Raw genomic sequence first — 17,433 nt, 5'->3', positions numbered from 1 at the left:
AGTGTAGCGGTGTTCCCGGGGTTGGGCGAGAGGTAAATTCGGGAGCCGAGGCACAAAAGCGTGTCAGCCTTGGTCCCGCGCCGCGTTCACGATCGCCGCCAGCCAGCCCCGAATCTCCCCCGGCTTCACCCACTCGAATTCGGGCAATTGGTGCCGGAACCAGGTGAACTGCCGCTTGGCGTAGTGGCGGGTGTCGGCGCGGCCGATGGTCGCCGCCTGCTCCAGGCTGAGCTCACCGCGCAGATGCCGGATTAGCGCCGGCACGCCATGAGCCTTCATCGCCGGCAGCAGCGGATCGAGGTTTCGGGCGGCGAGACGCACCGCCTCCTCTAGCGCGCCGGCACCCAACATGGCGTCGAAGCGGGCGTCGATGCGCGCATAGAGCTCGTCGCGCTCGGGCGCGAGGAACACCGCCCGAAAACTGTCCTTGGGCAAGAGCGGCGGCTGGCCCTCATGATGCCAGTCCAGCAGCGAACGGCCGGTGGCTTCGACCACTTCGAGCGCGCGCGCAATGCGCGTGCGATCGCGACGGTTCAAGCGCTCGGCCGCCCGCGGATCGGAGGCTGCGAGTTCGTCGTGCAGCGCTTCGACGCCGTTCCGCTCCAGCCGCGCCCGGACGTCCTCGCGCACCTCGAGAGGGATCGGTGGCACCACGGAAAGGCCCGCCGTGAGCGCCTTGAAATAGAGCCCGGTGCCGCCGATGAAGATCGGCAGGCGCCCTTCGGCTTTCGCCGCTTCGAGCGCCTTGGCCGCGTCGCCCACCCAGGCACCGGCTGAAAAATTCACGGCCGCATCGACATGGCCGTACAGGCGATGAGGCACCTGCGCCTCGTCGCCAAGGGTGGGGCGCGCGGTGATGATGCGGAGGTCACGGTAGACCTGCATGGAATCGGCATTGATCACGACCCCGCCCGCAGCGAGCGCAAGCTCGAGCGCCAGCGCCGACTTGCCGCTGGCGGTCGGGCCTGCGATAAGCACCGCCTTGCCAACATGCCTTCTGCCGACTTGCCCCTCGCTCACGAAAACCTCAAATGTCCCTCGTTGCCACGCTGATCTGCAACCCGAATAATCCCGCGCTCGACTCGACCATCGTCGACGGCGCCCGCGCCGTGCTGCCTCAGGCAGCTCCCGCGCACTGGCTGTTCGACGGGGTTGCAGTCGACATCCCGTTCGGCGCCGACAGTAACCTCGAAGGCGACCGTCACGCCATCGAGCAGCGGCTCCGCGAGCTTCGCGGCGACCTGCCCATCGACATCGTGGTGCAGCCAGTCGGCTTCCGGCGCAAGAAGCTTTTTCTCGCCGACATGGATTCCACCATGATCGGTCAGGAATGCATCGACGAGCTCGCCGATTTCGTCGGGGTGAAGGCCCATGTGGCCGCCATCACCGAGCGCGCGATGCGCGGCGAGATCGAGTTCGAGCCGGCGCTGCGCGAGCGCGTCGCGCTGCTCAAGGACCTTCCCGCCAGTGCCGTCGACGAGGTGCTGGCCAAGCGCATTACGCTGACGCCGGGTGGCCGCGAACTGGTCGCGACCATGCGCGCCCATGGCGCCTATGCCTGCCTCGTCTCCGGCGGCTTCACGCTTTTCACCAGCGCGGTCGCCACCAGGATCGGTTTCCAGGAGAACCGCGCCAACGAGCTCGTCGTCCGCGACGGCAAGTTCACTGGCGAGGTGAAGGAGCCGATTTTGGGGCGCGCGGCAAAGCTCGCGACGCTGGTGGATCTGATGGAATCGTTCGATCTCGACGACATCGACTCGCTGGCGGTCGGCGACGGCGCCAATGATCTCGCGATGATCCAGGCGGCGGGGCTGGGCGTGGCGTATCACGCCAAGCCCGCGGTGGCCGCCGCTGCGGCGGCGCGGATCGATCATGGCGATCTCACCGCGCTGCTGTACGCGCAGGGGTATCGGCGCGAGGAGTTCGTGGAGGCGTAGCCTCCTCCTCTCCGCCGTCATGCCCGGGCTTGTCCCGGGCATCCACGTTACGCTCGTCCGCATGGCAAGGCGTGGACGGCCGGGTCAAGCCCGGCCATGACGAGAGGTGAAAGCGAGCGCTCTTACTGCACGCTCAGCGCGACAAAACGCAGCTCGCCGTCGGCGTTCGACACCAGCAGCAGCACCGATTTCTTGCCGTCCTTCTTGAGCTGGTCGACCCGTTTCTGGATGTCGGCGCCGCTGGAGACGGCCTCCTGCGCCACCTCGACAATGACGTCGCCGGCCGAGAGGCGCTTCTCGGCGGCATCCGAATTGGCGTCGACATTGGTGACGACCACGCCCTTGACGCTGTCCTTGATCTTGTAGCGCGCACGCAGGTCCTTGCTCAGCGCGGCGAGATCGAGGCCGAGCGCCTTCTGTGTCACGGTCTTTTCAGGCGGAGGCTCGTCGGTCTTCACCGCGGCCTGCACCTTGTCGGCATCCTGCAACCGGCCGAGCGTGACCTTCTTGGTTTCCTCCTGGCTCTTGCGGATGATGACGACGTCGACCTCCTTGCCGACCGCCGTGTCGGCGACCACGCGAGACAGATCCTTCGGGTCCTTGACGTCCTTGCCGTCGAACTTGACGACGACGTCGCCGGGCTCGATGCCGGCCGGTTTGGCCGGGCCCTTGTCGTCGACACCGGCAACCAGCGCGCCGCGCGGCGGCTTGATGTTGAGGCTCTCGGCGATCTCGTCGGTGACGCTCTGGATGCGCACGCCAAGCCAGCCGCGGCGCAATTCGCCGAACTGGCGGAGCTGGTCGACGACACCCGCCACCGTCTTCGACGGTACGGCGAAGCCGATGCCGATCGAGCCGCCGGACGGCGAGATGATCAGCGTGTTGACGCCGATGACGTCGCCATCGAGGTTGAACAGCGGACCGCCGGAATTTCCGCGGTTGATGGAGGCGTCGGTCTGAATGTAGCTGTCGTAGGGACCTGAGGAGATGTCACGGTTCTTCGCCGAAACGATACCGGCCGTCACGGTGCCGCCGAGGCTGAAAGGATTGCCGATCGCGACGACCCAGTCGCCGAGGCGCAGCTTGTCGGAATCACCGAACTTCACCGACACCAGCGGCTTCGACGGCTTGAACTTGAGCACGGCAAGGTCGGTCTTCTTGTCGACTCCGACCAGTTCGGCCTTGATCTTGGTCCCGTCGTTGAGAATGACGTTAATCTCATCGGCGTCCGCGATGACATGGTTGTTGGTGACGACGACGCCTGACGTGTCGATGATGAAGCCACTTCCGAGCGAGTTGGTCTTGCGCGGCGCCGGGCTGTTCTCGCCGCCCTTGCTGCCGCCGCCGGGACCCTTGCGGTTCTTGAAGAAGTCGTCGAAGAACTCCTCGAAGGGCGAACCGGGCGGCAGTTGCGGCATGGCATTGCTGCCGCCGCCCCCGCCCTTGGCTTCGACGGTCTGCGAGGTCGAGATGTTGACGACCGCGTCAATCACCTTCTCGGCGACGTCGGCGATGCCATCCGGTCCGCGCGCATAGGCCGGTGTGCCGAGTGCGCTGAAAGCGCCAACGGCGAGCGCGGCCAGCCCTAAGCGCAAACGGGTCGGGGCAATGGTGGCAGCGGTCATTGTGATCTCCAGGAAACAAGGATTCGACGTCAAGACTGCGCTCGAACGGGGGGACGGCGCAAGCGCGGACCTTAACGGGCCTCAAGACCCGGATAATAAGGCGAAAACCGGTCCCTCGCCTTCACTTTGGCGTTGGTGCGACGGCTAAATTGGACGTCGCATAACCCAGATCAGGACCAGGCCGGCCACGGCCGAACCAATGCCGACCGCCCGCAGGACGTTATCCGGCGTGGCCATCGCGCTTTTCATGGCCTTGCGCATCCAGGCCGGACTTGCCGCGAACATCAAGCCTTCCAGCACGAACAGGATGCCCAAACCGATGAGGAAGTCGGCGAACGCAATGGACCTCATCGGATTGGAACCTCCCGTTGTGCTGTTCTTGTCTGGACGAAGGGCGGCCAGACTTGCCGCCCTTGTCTCACTTACGGCTTCGCTAGCGTCGTGGTCGCCGTCTTGCCGGACGGGTTACCAAAGAACCGGAAGAAATCCGAGTCCGGGCGCAGCAGGAAGCGGGTGTCGTTCGCGCGCAGCCCGGTCTCATAGGCCGCCATCGAACGGTAGAAGGCGAAGAAATCCGCGTCCTGGCCGTAGGCTTCGGCGAACAGACGGTTGCGCTCGGCATCGCCGACGCCGCGCGTCTGCTCGGCCAGCGACCTTGCATCCGCCTCGATCACGGTCGCCTCGCGGTCGGCCTTGGAGCGGATCTCCTGGGCCTTCTGGCCGCCCTGCGCGCGGAACTCGGCGGCTTCGCGCTCGCGTTCCGTCTTCATGCGCTGATAGACCGCCTGGCTGTTCTGCTCCGGCAGATCGGCGCGGCGGATCCGGACGTCGACGACCTGGATGCCGTAGCCGTCGGCCTCGTGGTCGAGCTGATCGCGGATGCGCTGCATCAGCTTCTCGCGGTCGTCGCGGACCACGTTGATGAAGGTGACCTCGCCGAGCACGCGGCGCAGCGCAGCGTTCAAGAGCGTGGTGAGCTGGATGTTGGCGGCCTGGATCGAGCCGATGCTCTGATAGAAGCGGAGCGCGTCCTTGATGCGGTAACGCGCGAAGGCGTCGACCACGAGCCGCTTCTGGTCGGACGCGATCGCTTCCTGCGACGGGTTCTCCAGATCGAGGATGCGCTTGTCGATGTTGATCACCGAATTCCACGGCGCCTTGAAGTGCAGGCCGGGAGCGGTAACGACATCGACGGGCTTGCCGAACTGCAGCACGATGGTCTGCTCGGTCTGCGCCACCGTGAACAGGGACATGTAGCCCACGATCACGACGAGCAGGAGGCCGAGCAGCGTGACGATACCTGTGACCGGAGATCTCATCGGTTGCCTCCGGTCGTCTGCTGGCCGGTTGCAGGCGGCCGCTTGGCCGTCAACTCGCTGAGCGGCAGATAAGGCACGACGCCCTGGCCCGACTGGCCGCCGTCATAAATGAGCTTTTCCGAACCGCCGAGCACGCGCTCCATCGTCTCCAGATAAATCCGTTCACGCGTCACGTCGGGCGCCTTCTTGTATTCCTCGTAAACCTTCAGGAAGCGCGAGCTCTGGCCCTTGGCCTCGGCGACGGTCTGCTCCCTGTAGCCTTCGGCGGCCTGCATGATCTGCGCCGCACGCCCGCGTGCCTGCGGCACGACCTGGTTGGCATACGTCTGCGCCTCGTTCTGCAGCTGCTCGAGATTGGCGCGCGCCGCCTGGACGTCGCGGAAGGCGTCGATCACCTGCGCCGGCGGGTCGACCTTCTGCATCTGCACCTGGCTGATCTGAATGCCGGCGCCGTAGCTGTCCAGGGTCTTCTGGATTAGTTCCTGTACGCCTTGTTCGGTAACGTTGCGCGCGCCGGTCAGGATCGGCTGGATCTGCGAGCGGCCGATCACCTCGCGCATCGCGCTCTCGGCGACCGCCTTCACGGTGCCTTCGGGATTCTGGATGTTGAAGAGGAAATCGCCGACGCCGTTGGGCTTGATGCGCCAGAGCACGGTGAAGTCGACGTCGACGATGTTCTCGTCGCCGGTCAGCATCAGGCTCTCTTCCGGCACGTCACGAATGGAGCGGCCGCGCCGCGCCGGGTCGTCGATCAGCGTCATGCCGATGGAGATGGTGGAAACGCGCAAGGCCTTTGGCAGCAGCACGGTCTCGATTGGATAGGGCAGATGGTAGTTCAGGCCGGGCTCCACGGTGCGGACATGCTTGCCGAAGCGCAGCACGACGCCGAGCTCTTCGGACTGCACCCGGAAGAAGCCCGACAGCAGCCAGAACGCGACGATGAGCAGCACGATCAGCGTGATGCCGATGCCGGAGAAATAGCCACCCGGCATGATCTGCTGGAGGCGATCCTGGCCGCGCCGCAGAAGATCTTCCAGATCCGGCGGCCTTGGCCCGACCGGTTGCGGGCCGTTGCCCCATGGTCCCTTCGGACCCGAGCCCCATGGGCCACCGCCCTGATTCTTCCACGGCATTCGACGCTCTCCTCGGCAGGGTGAAATTGCCCCCGCCCGCTTTGTCCGGTCCGGCTTTATAGGGGACAGGCAGGTCCCTTACAACGCAGCCCTCGCCGCCCTCCGAGCTAAGCTTGGGGGCAGAAAAGTCAATGTTAACATTGGCAAATGCGGTTAATGGCCTGCCCGCCGACGATATGTCACATAGGAGTAGTCGGCGCTGTCGTGGGGTCCGGCAGGATGACGGATGCGTTCAACCTCATCCCACTCTGCCCTGTCGATGTCGAAATGCGTGTCGCCTTCGGGCCGGGCATGCACTTCGGTGATCTCGAGGCGATCGGCGCGATCGAGCCATTGCCGAAAGATTTCGGCGCCGCCAATCACGGCGATCTCGGCGACCGAACGCCGCAGGGCATCGCCGCGCGCGATGGCGTCTGCGGCGGCAGTCGATGTCGTCACGATGGCGCCGGCGGCGCGATAATCCGCATCGCGCGTGACGACGATGTTGGTGCGGCCGGGAAGCGGCCGGGGCAGGGATTCGAAGGTCCTGCGGCCCATGATCACGGGCTTGCCGATCGTGAGCGCCTTGAAGCGCGCCATGTCGGATTTCATTCGCCACGGCATTGCGTTGCCGGCCCCGATGACGCCGTTCTCCGCGATCGCGACGACGAAGACGATCTCCATCAGGTCGCGCTCCCGGCAAGCCGCGTCAGCGCCGGACCGGTGACGCGGCACAGCGTCCAGTCCTCCAGCATGATGGCACCGAGCGATTTGTAGAACGCGATCGACGGCGCGTTCCAGTCAAGCACCGCCCATTGCAGCCGGGACCAGCCGTTCTCGACGCATTCCCTGGCGAGGTGCACGAGCAGAGCCTTGCCGAGGCCCCTGCCCCGATGCGATGGCCGCACATACAAATCTTCGAGATAGATGCCGTGGCGGCCGCTGAACGTCGAAAAATTCGCAAACCACACCGCGAAGCCGACCGGCTCGCCGTTCCACTCGGCGAGAGCGCAATGGAGTTGCGGTCGTTCGCCGAACAGTGCGTCGGCGATGTCAGCCTCGGTCGCCTCGACCTCGTGCGAAAGTTTTTCGTACTCGGCGAGCTCGCGGATGAAAGCGAGAACCAGCCCGGCCTCACCGGGACGCACACGGCGGATGTTGAGCTGCATCGACTTCAGACCGCGACCGCGGCCTTGATGTGCGGATGCGGATCGTAGCCGACGAGCTCGAAGTCCTCGTAACGGAAGGAGAAGATGTCCTTCACGTCGGGGTTGATCCGCATCACCGGCAGCGCGCGCGGTGCGCGCGTGAGCTGGAGCTTCGCCTGCTCCAGATGGTTGGAATAGAGATGGGTGTCACCGAACGAATGCACGAAGTCGCCGGGCTTCAAGCCCGTGACCTGCGCCACCATCATGGTGAGCAGTGCGTAGGAGGCGATGTTGAAGGGGACGCCGAGGAACACGTCGGCCGAACGCTGATAGAGCTGGCACGACAGCTTGCCGTTGGCGACATAGAACTGGAACAGGCAGTGGCACGGCGGCAACGCCATCTTGTCGACCTCGGCCGGATTCCAGGCCGAGACGATCAGGCGGCGCGAGTCCGGGTTGCGCTTGATCATGTCGATCACATTCGCGATCTGATCGATGCTGCGTCCGTCCGGCGCGGGCCAGGAGCGCCACTGGTGGCCGTAGACGGGGCCAAGATCGCCGTTGGCGTCGGCCCACTCGTCCCAGATGGTGACGCCGTTGTCGCGCAGATATTTGATGTTGGTATCGCCTTTCAGGAACCACAACAGTTCGTGCACGATCGCCTTCAGCGGCAGGCGCTTTGTCGTCAGCATCGGAAAACCGGCGGACAGGTTGAAGCGCATCTGATGGCCGAACACCGACAGCGTGCCGGTGCCGGTCCGGTCGGTCTTTTCGGCGCCGTCTGAAAGAATCCGCTCGAGCAGGTCCTGATACTGGTGCATGTGCGTGAGCCTTTGGGGAGGCGGCGAACTTAGCGGCCGCCCCCGCGCTGCGACAGCGGCGATTCGCCATCCATGCGCATTATACCCGGAAAAGTGAGCGCTCCCGGTGCAAACGACAAGGGGCGGAACTCAGCGTCCCGCCCCTTGTCTATCAGATTGATCCTGCTGGCCAACTTGCCGGCTTGGGTTCGGGTCACGGCGCGCCGACGCTGGCGGCGCCCCTAGTTTTCGGATTCGGTGAACACCTCGTCGCGCTTGGCACGCAACGCCGGCAGCACCGTGAGCACCAGGAGGAAAGCGGCGATGCCGAGCAGCACGGCCGACAGCGGACGCGTCAGGAACACGCTCCAGTCGCCGCGCGAGATCAGCAGCGCGCGGCGCAGGTTCTCTTCCATCAGCGGTCCGAGCACCATGCCGAGCAGCAGCGGCGCCGGCTCGAAATCGTGCTTGATCAGCCAGTAGCCGACCAGACCGAACACGCCTGCCAGGATGACGTCGACCGGCGCGTTGTTCACCGAGTAGATGCCGATCGCGCAGAAGATCACGATCGAGGGGAACATCAGCCGGTAAGGGACGCGCAACAGCCGCACCCAGATTCCGACCAGCGGCAGGTTGATGATGATCAGCATCAGATTGCCAATCCACATCGAGGCGATCATGCCCCAAACCAGCTCCGGCTGCTTCTGCATCACCTGCGGACCGGGCACGATGCCGTGGATGGTCATCGCGCCCACCATCAGCGCCATCACGGCATTGGGCGGGATGCCGAGTGTCAGCAGCGGGATGAAGGAGGTCTGCGCCGCGGCATTGTTGGCGCTTTCCGGCGCCGCCACGCCTTCGATCGCACCGCGGCCGAACCGCGACGGGTTCTTGGCGATCTTCTTCTCGAGCGTGTAGGACGCAAAGGACGCGATGACCGCGCCGCCGCCCGGCAGGATACCGAGGATCGATCCGAGCACGGTGCCGCGCAGGATCGCAGGCGCCGAGTCGATCAGGTCTTTCCTGGTCGGCATCAGGCCGGTGATCTTCTGCTGCACGAGGTCGCGGTTCATCTCGGCGCCGGCGTCGAGGTTGCGGATGATCTCGGCGAAGCCGAACACGCCCATCGCCACCGTCGCAAAGCCGAGACCGTCGGCAAGCTCCGGAATGTTGAACGCCATGCGCGAGGCGCCGGTCTCGATGTCGGAGCCGACCATCGACAGCATCAGGCCGAACACGATCATCGCGATCGCTTTCAGGACCGAGCCCTTGGCCAGCACCACCGCAAAGATCAGGCCGAGCACCATCAGCGAGAAATATTCCGCCGGGCCGAACGCCAGAGCGAGCTTGGTCAGCGGCGCACCGAGCACGGCGATGAGCACGGTCGCAACGCATCCGGCGAAGAACGAGCCGATCGCCGCGATCGCCAGCGCCGGGCCGGCACGGCCTTGCTTCGCCATCTGGTGACCGTCGATGGCGGTAACGACCGACGTCGCCTCACCGGGAATATTGACCAGGATCGAGGTGGTGGAGCCGCCGTACTGGGCACCATAATAGATGCCGGCGAGCATGATCAGCGCGCCGACCGGCGGCAATCCGAACGTGATCGGCAGGAGCATCGCCACGGTTGCGACGGTGCCGATACCGGGCAGCACGCCGACCAGTGTGCCAACCAATGCGCCAATCAGGCACATGAGAATATTGATCGAGATCGGGAGCGACAGACCGTAGAGCCACCAGGGTGACCACCAGGAGATCTGAAACACCACACCGAAACCAAGGCCCAGATTGTGGAAGAGATCGAACATCACACCCTCACTGAACCAGGAAGCGCGGGAACATCGGCATCGGCAGGCCTAGCACGTAGGGGAAGAGCAGCGCGCAGCCGAGCGTCAGGCAGGCGCCGACAATGAGCGCTTCGACCCAGCGTGTCTCATGCGTACCCATCGCCGCGATCATGAAGCTTGCGAACGCCGTTACCACCACCCCAAGCGGACGAATCGCCAGCGCGAAGAAGACGATCGAGAACATCACGAAGAGCGGCCCACGCCAGGCATAGTGCGCCATGCTGGGCCCGTCGGTCAGCAGCCCCGTCAACGCGATGCCGGCGCCAAGTGCGACGAGGAGCCCGCCAAACATCCGCGGCGCCGTGCCGGCGCCAAAGGAGAAGCCCCGCATCCCCTGCAAATCGCTAGAGGCCCACAGTGCGAACAAGGCGAGCGCCATCAGCACGATTCCGCCGACATAGTCCTGCGCGGACCTGATCGTCATGAAGAACGTGAGAATCGCCACCGCAAAGATCGGATAGGAATAGATCAGCGCCAGCAGCACATCGGATGACGCCTTCTTGGTGTCACCGCCGACCGCCCCGAGCAACGCGCCGGGCGCCCCCGCGAGCAGCGCAGTCGCGTGGCTGATGACGACGGCGGCCGGCCCGCGTCCAGCGCCCCAGCCAAAGATCGTCCCGAACGACCAGATGAATTCGAAAATCTGCGGCGCTATGGCCAGCAGACAAAAGCTGATCACCACCGAGGTGTTTCGGTTGGCTGTCGCCGAGTGGCCCATCGTATCGGCCATGCATGTCTCCTCCGCGACCCGTAAGCCACGAGCACTGTTGTTCTAATCGGCTGGAAATCGATGCCCCCGCCCGGATCCCTGCCTAGCCATTTTCATTACACAATGCCAGCAAAACCCAACAAGCCCCCGACGAGCAAAATCCATAGTGGATTGATGCGCGAGACGGATGCGACCACTGCAACCGTCGCGGTCAGAAGCAGCGCAGCAAGCGTACGATCGGTCGACTCGGCGAGGATCAGGGCGCTCGCCGCCATCAGGCCGATCGAGAGCGGAACCAGTGCAGCCTGGATCAGCCCGGGCCAGCGCGATTGGTTCGGCCGGTTGAGGAGCCGGCTGACATAATAGGCAAGCAACGCGGTGGGCAGGCACATGGCCAAAGTCGCCGCCAGGGCGCCGGGGATGCCGGCGACAGCATAGCCGATCAACGTGACGATAAGCACATTCGGACCTGGTGAGAGCTGCGCGATCGCATAGGCATCGGCGAACTGCTTGTCGGTCATCCAGTGATGCACATCGACCGCGATGCGGTGCATCTCGGGCACCGCCGCCGCGGCACCGCCGACCGCGAACAGCGACATCAGACCGAAGGTCGAGATCAGCCCCCAGATCGGGTTCTCCGCGTTCATGCTGCTACCTTCCGCCGCATCAGGAAAGTGGCGCCGACGCTGACGGGGATCGCGACCAAAAGCACGGCCTGGAGCGGCAGGCGAAGGACGCCGATGGCGAGGAACACGCCCAGCATCAGGATGAGCGCCAAGGCGTCCAGCCGCTTGAGCAGCGGCGTCATCATCCGGAAGACCACCGCGATCAAGAGGCCGACGGCCGCACAGGAAATGCCCGCGAGGATGCGGCGCAGCACGTCCACATCGCCGAACCGGGCGTAGATGATCGCGAGCACCGTCATGATCAGCGTGGGCGGCAGCAACAGCCCTGCAAAGGCGGCAATGCCGCCGGCGATCCCGCGCAGCCGCGCGCCGAACACCATCGAGAGATTGACGATGTTGGGCCCGGGCAGGAAATGGCAGAGCGCAAAAGTCTCGTTGAACTCGTCCGCCGTCATCCAGCGGTGCTGCTCGACGATGGCCTGCCGGGCGAATACCAAAACCCCTCCGAAGCCCGCCAGCGACATCCTGGCGAAGGCGAGGAACAGCGCGAGCAAGCCCGGCGGAACGGCGCTGGTGGCTGGACCGTCCGGCTCTTGAACTCGTTGTTGCGCGACCGGTGCGGAATCCTCGGACATGTCAGGAGCTTAGAACGCCGGCCGGGAGGCGGCCAAGCCTGCCGGGAACCTATCCAGAGGGAACCTCGGAATGATCCCTCGAAACACCTGTTATTTGAAACGTTTGCCCCCTATATTGGGAGTGCCGGTTCGCCGGCTATGGAAATAAACGGTCGTCGCAATAAACCATTCGGACCCGGGGGCGGTACCCGGCGCCTCCACCAAAGCCCACCAGCGGGCTGGCCCTGAAAGCGGGCTTTGGCGGGGGCGAAATAGGATCGACGAGGGCGTAAAGGGCGTTCTTTTTCCCGGTATTGTTCCGCCGTTATCGGGCTATGCAATAGTTGCCAACGACAACTTTGCTCCGGTTGCTCAGGCTGCGTAACGCAGTTTGAAAGACCATTCTGAAGTCCTAACGGGTTAAGCTCCGTTAGGCGGGGTTCGGAGGCACCTGGCAACAGAAGCCTCCACTTACCTCTTATTTCCTACACCGCGGGGACTCCTGCTGACCCGTCAGGCGCGGTACTATTGCGACTTGGCGAGTCGGGCCGGCAGGGCCCAGCTCCTGGAATGCAACAGGACCACCATGGCGACCGATCATATCCGATACGATGTGCTGGCCCGCGACGCGCTGCGCGGCGTGTTGCGCAAGGTGCTGACCGACGCCGCGTCCCAGGGACTACCCGGCGAGCATCATTTCTTCATCACCTTCGTGTCGAAGGCGGAGGGCGTGAAGCTGTCGTCGCGGCTGCTGGCCCAATATCCAGAAGAGATGACGATCATCCTGCAGCACCAGTTCTGGGATTTGACCGTGCTCGAGGACCGCTTCGAGGTCGGCCTGTCTTTCGGCGGCATTCCGGAGCGGCTGATCGTGCCGTTCAGCGCCATCAAGAGCTTCCTTGATCCGTCCGTGAAATTCGGCCTCCAGTTCGACACCTCCGATGTCGCCGACGTCTCGGCCGAGACCTTGCCGGCCGCTCCCGCCCCGTCCGCGGTCGCGGTGGCCCCTGCCACTGACCCTGCGGAAGGCACTGAGGAGCCGGCGGCTCCGAACCAGGGCGGCGCCGAAGTCGTGCGATTGGATCGTTTCCGCAAGAAATGATCTAGATCGGGTCGGCGCCCGTCGCAGGCGGCCAAACTCCCTATATAGAGGCACATGATGAGGCCGCGCGGCATTTCGCGCGGCGGAATGGATGTGCTCATGGCCAAAACTTCCCTCTCGAAGACTTCCCCCTCGAAGACCGACGGCTCCTCGCGCCCGGCGACCCGCACCGAGACCGACAGCTTCGGCCCGATCGAGGTCCTCGCCGATCGTTATTGGGGCGCGCAGACCGAACGCTCGCGCCAGAATTTTCGCATCGGCATCGATCGCATGCCGATCTCGCTCGTGCATGCGCTCGGCATCGTCAAGCTCGCCGCAGCGCAGTCCAACCAGGAGCTCGGTTTGCTCGACCAGCGCCGCGCCAACGCCATCATCCGCGCTGCGCGCGAGGTGATCGAGGGCAAGCTGGACGATCATTTTCCGCTGGTGGTGTGGCAGACCGGCTCGGGCACCCAGAGCAACATGAATCTCAACGAGGTCATCGCCAACCGCGCCAATGAGATCCTGGGCGGCGAGCTTGGCGCCAAGAAGCCGGTGCATCCCAACGATCACGTCAACATGAGCCAGTCGTCGAACGACTCGTTCCCGACCGCGATGCATATCGCGGCGGCAAGCCGCATTACCGCCGATCTGGTCCCTGCCCTTGGCGAATTGCTGCGTGCACTGCGCAAGAAGGAGAAGGAGTTCGCAAAGATCGTCAAGATCGGCCGCACCCACACCCAGGACGCGACGCCGTTGACGCTCGGCCAGGAATTTTCCGGCTATGCCGCACAGGTCGAAAGCGGCATCGCCCGGCTCAAGGTCGCGGTGAAGGAGCTCTATCCGCTGGCGCAGGGCGGCACCGCCGTCGGCACCGGCCTCAATTCGAAGCCGCGCTTTGCAAAACTGTTCGCAAAGCACGTTGCCGGGATTACCAAGCTGCCGTTCACCAGCGCGGCCAACAAATTTGAGGCGCTGGCTTCGAACGACGCCTATGTATCGGCGCACGGCGCCATCAATTCGGTCGCGACAGGCCTGTTCAAGATCGCCAACGACATCCGCCTGCTCGGATCGGGTCCGCGTTCGGGCCTCGGCGAACTCATGCTGCCGGAGAACGAGCCGGGCTCCTCGATCATGCCGGGCAAGGTCAATCCGACGCAGTGCGAGGCGATGACGATGGTGTGCTGCCAGGTGTTCGGCAATCACACCGCGATCACGGTCGCCGGCAGCCAGGGCCATTTCGAGCTCAACGTCTATAAGCCCGTACTGGCCTACAACATGCTGCACTCGATCCGGCTGATGGCGGACGCCGCGCGCTCCTTCACCGAGCATTGCGTCAGCGGCATCCGCGCCGACGAGAAGCGCATCAAGGAACTGATGCAGCGCTCGCTGATGCTGGTGACGGCGCTCGCCCCCAAGATCGGCTACGACAACGCGGCCAAGGTGGCCAAGACGGCGCATGCCAACGGCACCACCCTGAAGGAAGAGGCGCTGCGGCTTGGCTTCGTCTCAAGCGAGGAATTCGACCGCCTGGTGCGCCCCGAGAAGATGACCAGCCCGGGATAAATTCCGAATTCCGATAGCCATCCGTAATGATACGGAGCCCCTAGCTCCATTAAATGTAGGGCTTAAAGGACGGGATTTGATTACCGTCAATGTCGCGGCGGGATTGCGTGTTACGTAGCCCCTCCGCCCCCACGGGGCGGAATTCATCGTTTGATGGCCCAAGGGTCGATTGACGAGGACAAGCGAATGGCGATCAAGTCTCATCGGGCGCAATTCGGCGCACAGTTTCTGAATGTTTCATCCTGCCCACGGAGGATCGGATGATGGAGACGCGACATGGCGAACGTCATCAACCTGAATCGTTTCCGGAAGCGCGCCGAGCGGGAAGCCACGGCGAAGCAGGCGGACGCCAACCGAACGAAGTTCGGCCGCACGAAGGCGGAGCGGTCGGCGGAGGAGACGCGCGCGGATCAGGCGAAGACGCACCTGGACCAGCACCGGATCGATTGCGAGGAGCAGCCATGAAGTCGCCCGTCGTGAAACGGTCGATCGTCGTCGCCGGCCACAAGACCAGTGTCAGCCTGGAAGAGGCGTTCTGGAACGGCATGAAGGAGATCTCGGGCCTGCGCAACATGACGCTGTCCGAGCTGGTCGGCGAGATCGACAGCAACCGCCAGCAGGGCAATCTGTCCTCGGCGATCCGCCTGTTCGTGCTCGACTACTTCAAGAGCCGCGCCATGGCCGCCATCCAGGCGGAAAAGGTCCCGGCCCAGTAGCCGTCTTTGCGCCGATCCTTGATGCCGATCCTGGCGCCGATCGCTTCTGTCACGAAGCTGGTACTTTAAAATCACTCTAAGGTGCAGTTTCAGCGACCGAGCGCGCTTGACCTCGATGCCCTGCGTTGAAAATACAGGGCATGACCGACATCCATGATACGCGTCCGCAGATGCCGCTGGGCCTGGCCCAGCGCGGCTATACCGGCGTCATCCAGCACCTTTCCCCCAAGGACGCAGGCTCGGCACTCTCGGACATCGAACTCGAGAGTCGGCTGATCGAGCTCGGCTTCGTCGAGGGCGCGCGGGTCGAGATCCTGCACGAGGGGTTGGTCGGCCGCGACCCGATCGCCGTGCGGGTCGACAGCATCACCATCGCGGTCCGCCGTCGCGAAGCCATGGCCATTATCGTCGCCTGAAGCGACCGGACCCCAATTCCATGGAAGCACCCCTGCTGCATCTCGCCCTGGTCGGCACGCCAAACAGCGGCAAGACCTCGCTGTTCAATGCGCTGACCGGCAGCCGGCAGAAGGTCGCGAACTATCCCGGCGTCACCGTCGAGCGCAAGGAAGGCTTCTTCGTCACGCCCTTGGGACGCCAGGTCTCCGTGGTCGACCTGCCGGGCACCTATTCGCTGCGCGGACGGAGCCCGGACGAGGAGATCACCCGGGACTTCGTGCTCGGCAAGGCCACCGGCGAGATCGTGCCCGACCTCGTGCTGTGCGTGGCGGACTCGACCAATCTGCGCCTGACCATCCGCCTGCTGCTGGAGCTCAAGCGCACCGGCCGGCCGATGATCCTCGTGCTCAACATGTTCGACATCGCGACCCGCCGCGGCATCACTGTCGACGTCGAGCGGCTCGCCAAGGAGCTCGGCGTGCCCGTGGTCACCTCGATCGCGGTGCGCAAGGGCGGCACGGCCGACCTGCTGTCGCTGACCGACGAGATTTCGGCAAAGCTCGCCGCCGAGCCGGGAGAGAACAATTGGCGGGCGCTCAGCGTGGCCGACTTGCGCGCCACCCAGCGCGAAGCCGACCGCATCATCGCCGACTGCGTCAGCCTGCCCAGCCGGCCCGACACCTGGACGGCGCGGATCGACGCGGTCGTGCTGCATCCCGTCGGGGGGCTGATCGTGCTCGCGGCGATCCTGTTCGTGATGTTCCAGGCGGTGTTCGCCTGGGCGCAGCCGCTGATGGAGTTGCTCAATTCCGGCTTCGACTCCCTCGGCGAGTTCGTGCACGCGACCTTACCCGCCGGCCTGCTGCAGAGCTTCCTTCAGAACGGCGTGATCTCAGGCGTCGGCAGCGTCATCGTGTTCCTTCCGCAGATTATCATCATCTTCCTGTTTATCCTGCTGCTGGAAGATTTCGGCTACATGGCGCGCGCCGCGTTCCTGATGGACCGCATCATGGGCGGCGCCGGCCTGCACGGCCGCGCCTTCATTCCGCTGCTGTCGAGCTTCGCCTGCGCCATCCCCGGCATCATGGCGACGCGCGTGATCGACAACAAGCGCGACCGGCTGACCACGATCCTGATCGCGCCGCTGATGACCTGCTCGGCGCGCATTCCCGTCTACACGCTGATCATCTCCGCCTTCATTCCGGCCAAAGACGTCTGGGGCTTCATCAACCTCCAGGGCCTCGTGATGTTCGGCCTCTACGCTGCCGGCATCATCAGCGCGCTGCTGGTCTCGTTTCTCATCAAATTCTTCATGCTGCGCGACTATGCGCCGGCGCCGTTCATGCTGGAGCTGCCGGACTACAAGATGCCGCGGCTGAAATCGATCGCGATCGGCGTCTACACGCGGGCCAAGATGTTCCTGCACCGCGCCGGCACCACGATCTTCTCGATGATGGTGCTGATCTGGTTCCTGGCCTCGTTCCCGCAGCCGCCCGCAGGCGCCACCGAACCGGCGATCGATTTCAGCCTCGCTGCGATCATCGGCAAGGCACTCGAGCCGCTGCTGGCGCCGGTCGGCTTCAATTGGCAGATCGCGGTCGCGCTGATCCCCGGCATGGCGGCGCGCGAGGTCGCGGTCGCGGCGCTCGGCACCGTCTATGCGATCGAAGGCGGCAAGGAAGCGGCCGAGCAGATCGGCCAGGTGCTGGCGACGAAATGGTCGCTCGCGACCGCGCTGTCGATGCTTGCCTGGTACATCTTTGCCCCGCAATGCGCATCGACGCTGGCCGTGATCCGGCGCGAGACCGGAAGCTGGACCTGGATGGCCGTCACCTTCTTCTACATGCTGGTGCTGGCCTATGCCGCGAGCCTTCTGACCTACAATGTCGCGGTCGCGTTCGGGGCGGGGTAGGCCCCAAACAAAAAACTGCGAAAAC

19 protein-coding genes and 1 other RNA gene are annotated in these 17,433 nt (G+C 64.5%); 8 read left to right on the top strand and 12 right to left on the bottom strand.

Annotation, left to right across the window (positions count from 1 at the left end):
• Nucleotides 1-63 precede the first annotated feature (63 nt).
• Complete coding sequence (miaA, locus tag IVB36_RS37570) at nucleotides 64-1,020, bottom strand: tRNA (adenosine(37)-N6)-dimethylallyltransferase MiaA (RefSeq protein WP_018454340.1); 957 nt, start codon at nucleotides 1,018-1,020, stop codon at nucleotides 64-66.
• 11 nt (nucleotides 1,021-1,031) lie between these two features.
• On the opposite strand from miaA, the gene serB reads away from it, so the two are divergent.
• The gene (gene serB, locus IVB36_RS37565) at nucleotides 1,032-1,937 is read left to right on the top strand and encodes a phosphoserine phosphatase SerB (RefSeq protein ID WP_018454339.1); all 906 of its coding nucleotides are present in this window, start codon (nucleotides 1,032-1,034) and stop codon (nucleotides 1,935-1,937) included.
• A gap of 122 nt (nucleotides 1,938-2,059) precedes the next feature.
• Here the strand turns inward: serB and IVB36_RS37560 are convergent, their stop codons facing one another.
• The 11 genes from IVB36_RS37560 to IVB36_RS37510 all read right to left on the bottom strand — a co-directional run bounded on the left by IVB36_RS37560 (nucleotide 2,060) and on the right by IVB36_RS37510 (nucleotide 11,758).
• Nucleotides 2,060-3,562 carry a Do family serine endopeptidase gene (locus IVB36_RS37560; protein WP_018454338.1) on the bottom strand — a complete coding sequence of 501 codons (1,503 nt, stop codon included), beginning with the start codon at nucleotides 3,560-3,562 and terminating at the stop codon, nucleotides 2,060-2,062.
• A 144-nt stretch (nucleotides 3,563-3,706) separates the two neighbouring features.
• Entirely contained in the window at nucleotides 3,707-3,913 is a 207-nt protein-coding gene (locus IVB36_RS37555; RefSeq protein WP_018454337.1) for a DUF2065 domain-containing protein, read from the bottom strand.
• 71 nt (nucleotides 3,914-3,984) lie between these two features.
• On the bottom strand, nucleotides 3,985-4,881 hold the full coding sequence (locus IVB36_RS37550; protein WP_247394832.1) for a protease modulator HflC: 897 nt from the start codon (nucleotides 4,879-4,881) through the stop codon (nucleotides 3,985-3,987).
• Nucleotides 4,878-6,014: an FtsH protease activity modulator HflK gene (gene hflK, locus IVB36_RS37545; RefSeq protein WP_007600977.1), complete on the bottom strand. Its 1,137-nt coding sequence runs from the start codon at nucleotides 6,012-6,014 to the stop codon at nucleotides 4,878-4,880. Before hflK ends, IVB36_RS37550 begins: the two co-directional genes overlap by 4 nt.
• Nucleotides 6,015-6,167: 153 nt before the next feature.
• Nucleotides 6,168-6,677 carry a dihydrofolate reductase gene (locus IVB36_RS37540; RefSeq protein WP_018454335.1) on the bottom strand — a complete coding sequence of 170 codons (510 nt, stop codon included), beginning with the start codon at nucleotides 6,675-6,677 and terminating at the stop codon, nucleotides 6,168-6,170.
• The gene (locus IVB36_RS37535; protein WP_018454334.1) at nucleotides 6,677-7,162 is read right to left on the bottom strand and encodes a GNAT family N-acetyltransferase; all 486 of its coding nucleotides are present in this window, start codon (nucleotides 7,160-7,162) and stop codon (nucleotides 6,677-6,679) included. The genes IVB36_RS37540 and IVB36_RS37535 overlap by 1 nt, the downstream gene beginning before the upstream one ends.
• Nucleotides 7,163-7,167: 5 nt before the next feature.
• On the bottom strand, nucleotides 7,168-7,962 hold the full coding sequence (locus IVB36_RS37530) for a thymidylate synthase (protein ID WP_007613362.1): 795 nt from the start codon (nucleotides 7,960-7,962) through the stop codon (nucleotides 7,168-7,170).
• Nucleotides 7,963-8,183: 221 nt separating this feature from the next.
• Nucleotides 8,184-9,749 (bottom strand): tripartite tricarboxylate transporter permease, encoded by a 1,566-nt coding sequence (locus tag IVB36_RS37525; RefSeq protein ID WP_018454333.1) that lies wholly within the window; start codon nucleotides 9,747-9,749, stop codon nucleotides 8,184-8,186.
• A 7-nt stretch (nucleotides 9,750-9,756) separates the two neighbouring features.
• A complete protein-coding gene (locus IVB36_RS37520; RefSeq protein WP_018454332.1) occupies nucleotides 9,757-10,518 on the bottom strand; it encodes a tripartite tricarboxylate transporter TctB family protein in 762 nt (253 codons plus the stop codon).
• A 95-nt stretch (nucleotides 10,519-10,613) separates the two neighbouring features.
• Nucleotides 10,614-11,144: a chromate transporter gene (locus IVB36_RS37515; RefSeq protein ID WP_018454331.1), complete on the bottom strand. Its 531-nt coding sequence runs from the start codon at nucleotides 11,142-11,144 to the stop codon at nucleotides 10,614-10,616.
• Nucleotides 11,141-11,758, bottom strand: coding sequence for a chromate transporter (locus IVB36_RS37510; protein ID WP_247394830.1), 618 nt, complete (start codon nucleotides 11,756-11,758; stop codon nucleotides 11,141-11,143). Before IVB36_RS37510 ends, IVB36_RS37515 begins: the two co-directional genes overlap by 4 nt.
• A gap of 84 nt (nucleotides 11,759-11,842) precedes the next feature.
• Here IVB36_RS37510 and ssrA point away from each other — a divergent pair.
• The 7 genes from ssrA to IVB36_RS37475 all read left to right on the top strand — a co-directional run bounded on the left by ssrA (nucleotide 11,843) and on the right by IVB36_RS37475 (nucleotide 17,408).
• Nucleotides 11,843-12,209: a transfer-messenger RNA gene (gene ssrA / locus IVB36_RS37505) on the top strand.
• 114 nt (nucleotides 12,210-12,323) lie between these two features.
• The gene (locus tag IVB36_RS37500) at nucleotides 12,324-12,839 is read left to right on the top strand and encodes a ClpXP protease specificity-enhancing factor SspB (RefSeq protein ID WP_018454329.1); all 516 of its coding nucleotides are present in this window, start codon (nucleotides 12,324-12,326) and stop codon (nucleotides 12,837-12,839) included.
• 99 nt (nucleotides 12,840-12,938) lie between these two features.
• On the top strand, nucleotides 12,939-14,384 hold the full coding sequence (gene fumC, locus IVB36_RS37495) for a class II fumarate hydratase (protein ID WP_244561280.1): 1,446 nt from the start codon (nucleotides 12,939-12,941) through the stop codon (nucleotides 14,382-14,384).
• A 276-nt stretch (nucleotides 14,385-14,660) separates the two neighbouring features.
• Nucleotides 14,661-14,849 (top strand): DUF4169 family protein, encoded by a 189-nt coding sequence (locus tag IVB36_RS37490; protein ID WP_018454327.1) that lies wholly within the window; start codon nucleotides 14,661-14,663, stop codon nucleotides 14,847-14,849.
• Nucleotides 14,846-15,100, top strand: a complete 255-nt coding sequence (locus tag IVB36_RS37485) for a ribbon-helix-helix domain-containing protein (protein ID WP_018454326.1) — start codon at nucleotides 14,846-14,848, stop codon at nucleotides 15,098-15,100. The genes IVB36_RS37490 and IVB36_RS37485 overlap by 4 nt, the downstream gene beginning before the upstream one ends.
• 140 nt (nucleotides 15,101-15,240) lie before the next feature.
• Complete coding sequence (locus IVB36_RS37480; protein WP_018454325.1) at nucleotides 15,241-15,516, top strand: FeoA family protein; 276 nt, start codon at nucleotides 15,241-15,243, stop codon at nucleotides 15,514-15,516.
• A gap of 20 nt (nucleotides 15,517-15,536) precedes the next feature.
• Nucleotides 15,537-17,408, top strand: a complete 1,872-nt coding sequence (locus IVB36_RS37475; RefSeq protein WP_018454324.1) for a ferrous iron transporter B — start codon at nucleotides 15,537-15,539, stop codon at nucleotides 17,406-17,408.
• Nucleotides 17,409-17,433 lie beyond the last annotated feature (25 nt).

Origin of the sequence: Bradyrhizobium sp. 35, assembly GCF_023073215.1 — a bacterium.
Classification (GTDB): domain Bacteria; phylum Pseudomonadota; class Alphaproteobacteria; order Rhizobiales; family Xanthobacteraceae; genus Bradyrhizobium; species Bradyrhizobium canariense_D.
The sequence above is the reverse complement of the archived record's forward strand: the minus strand, read 5'-3'. Positions and strand labels throughout refer to the sequence as shown.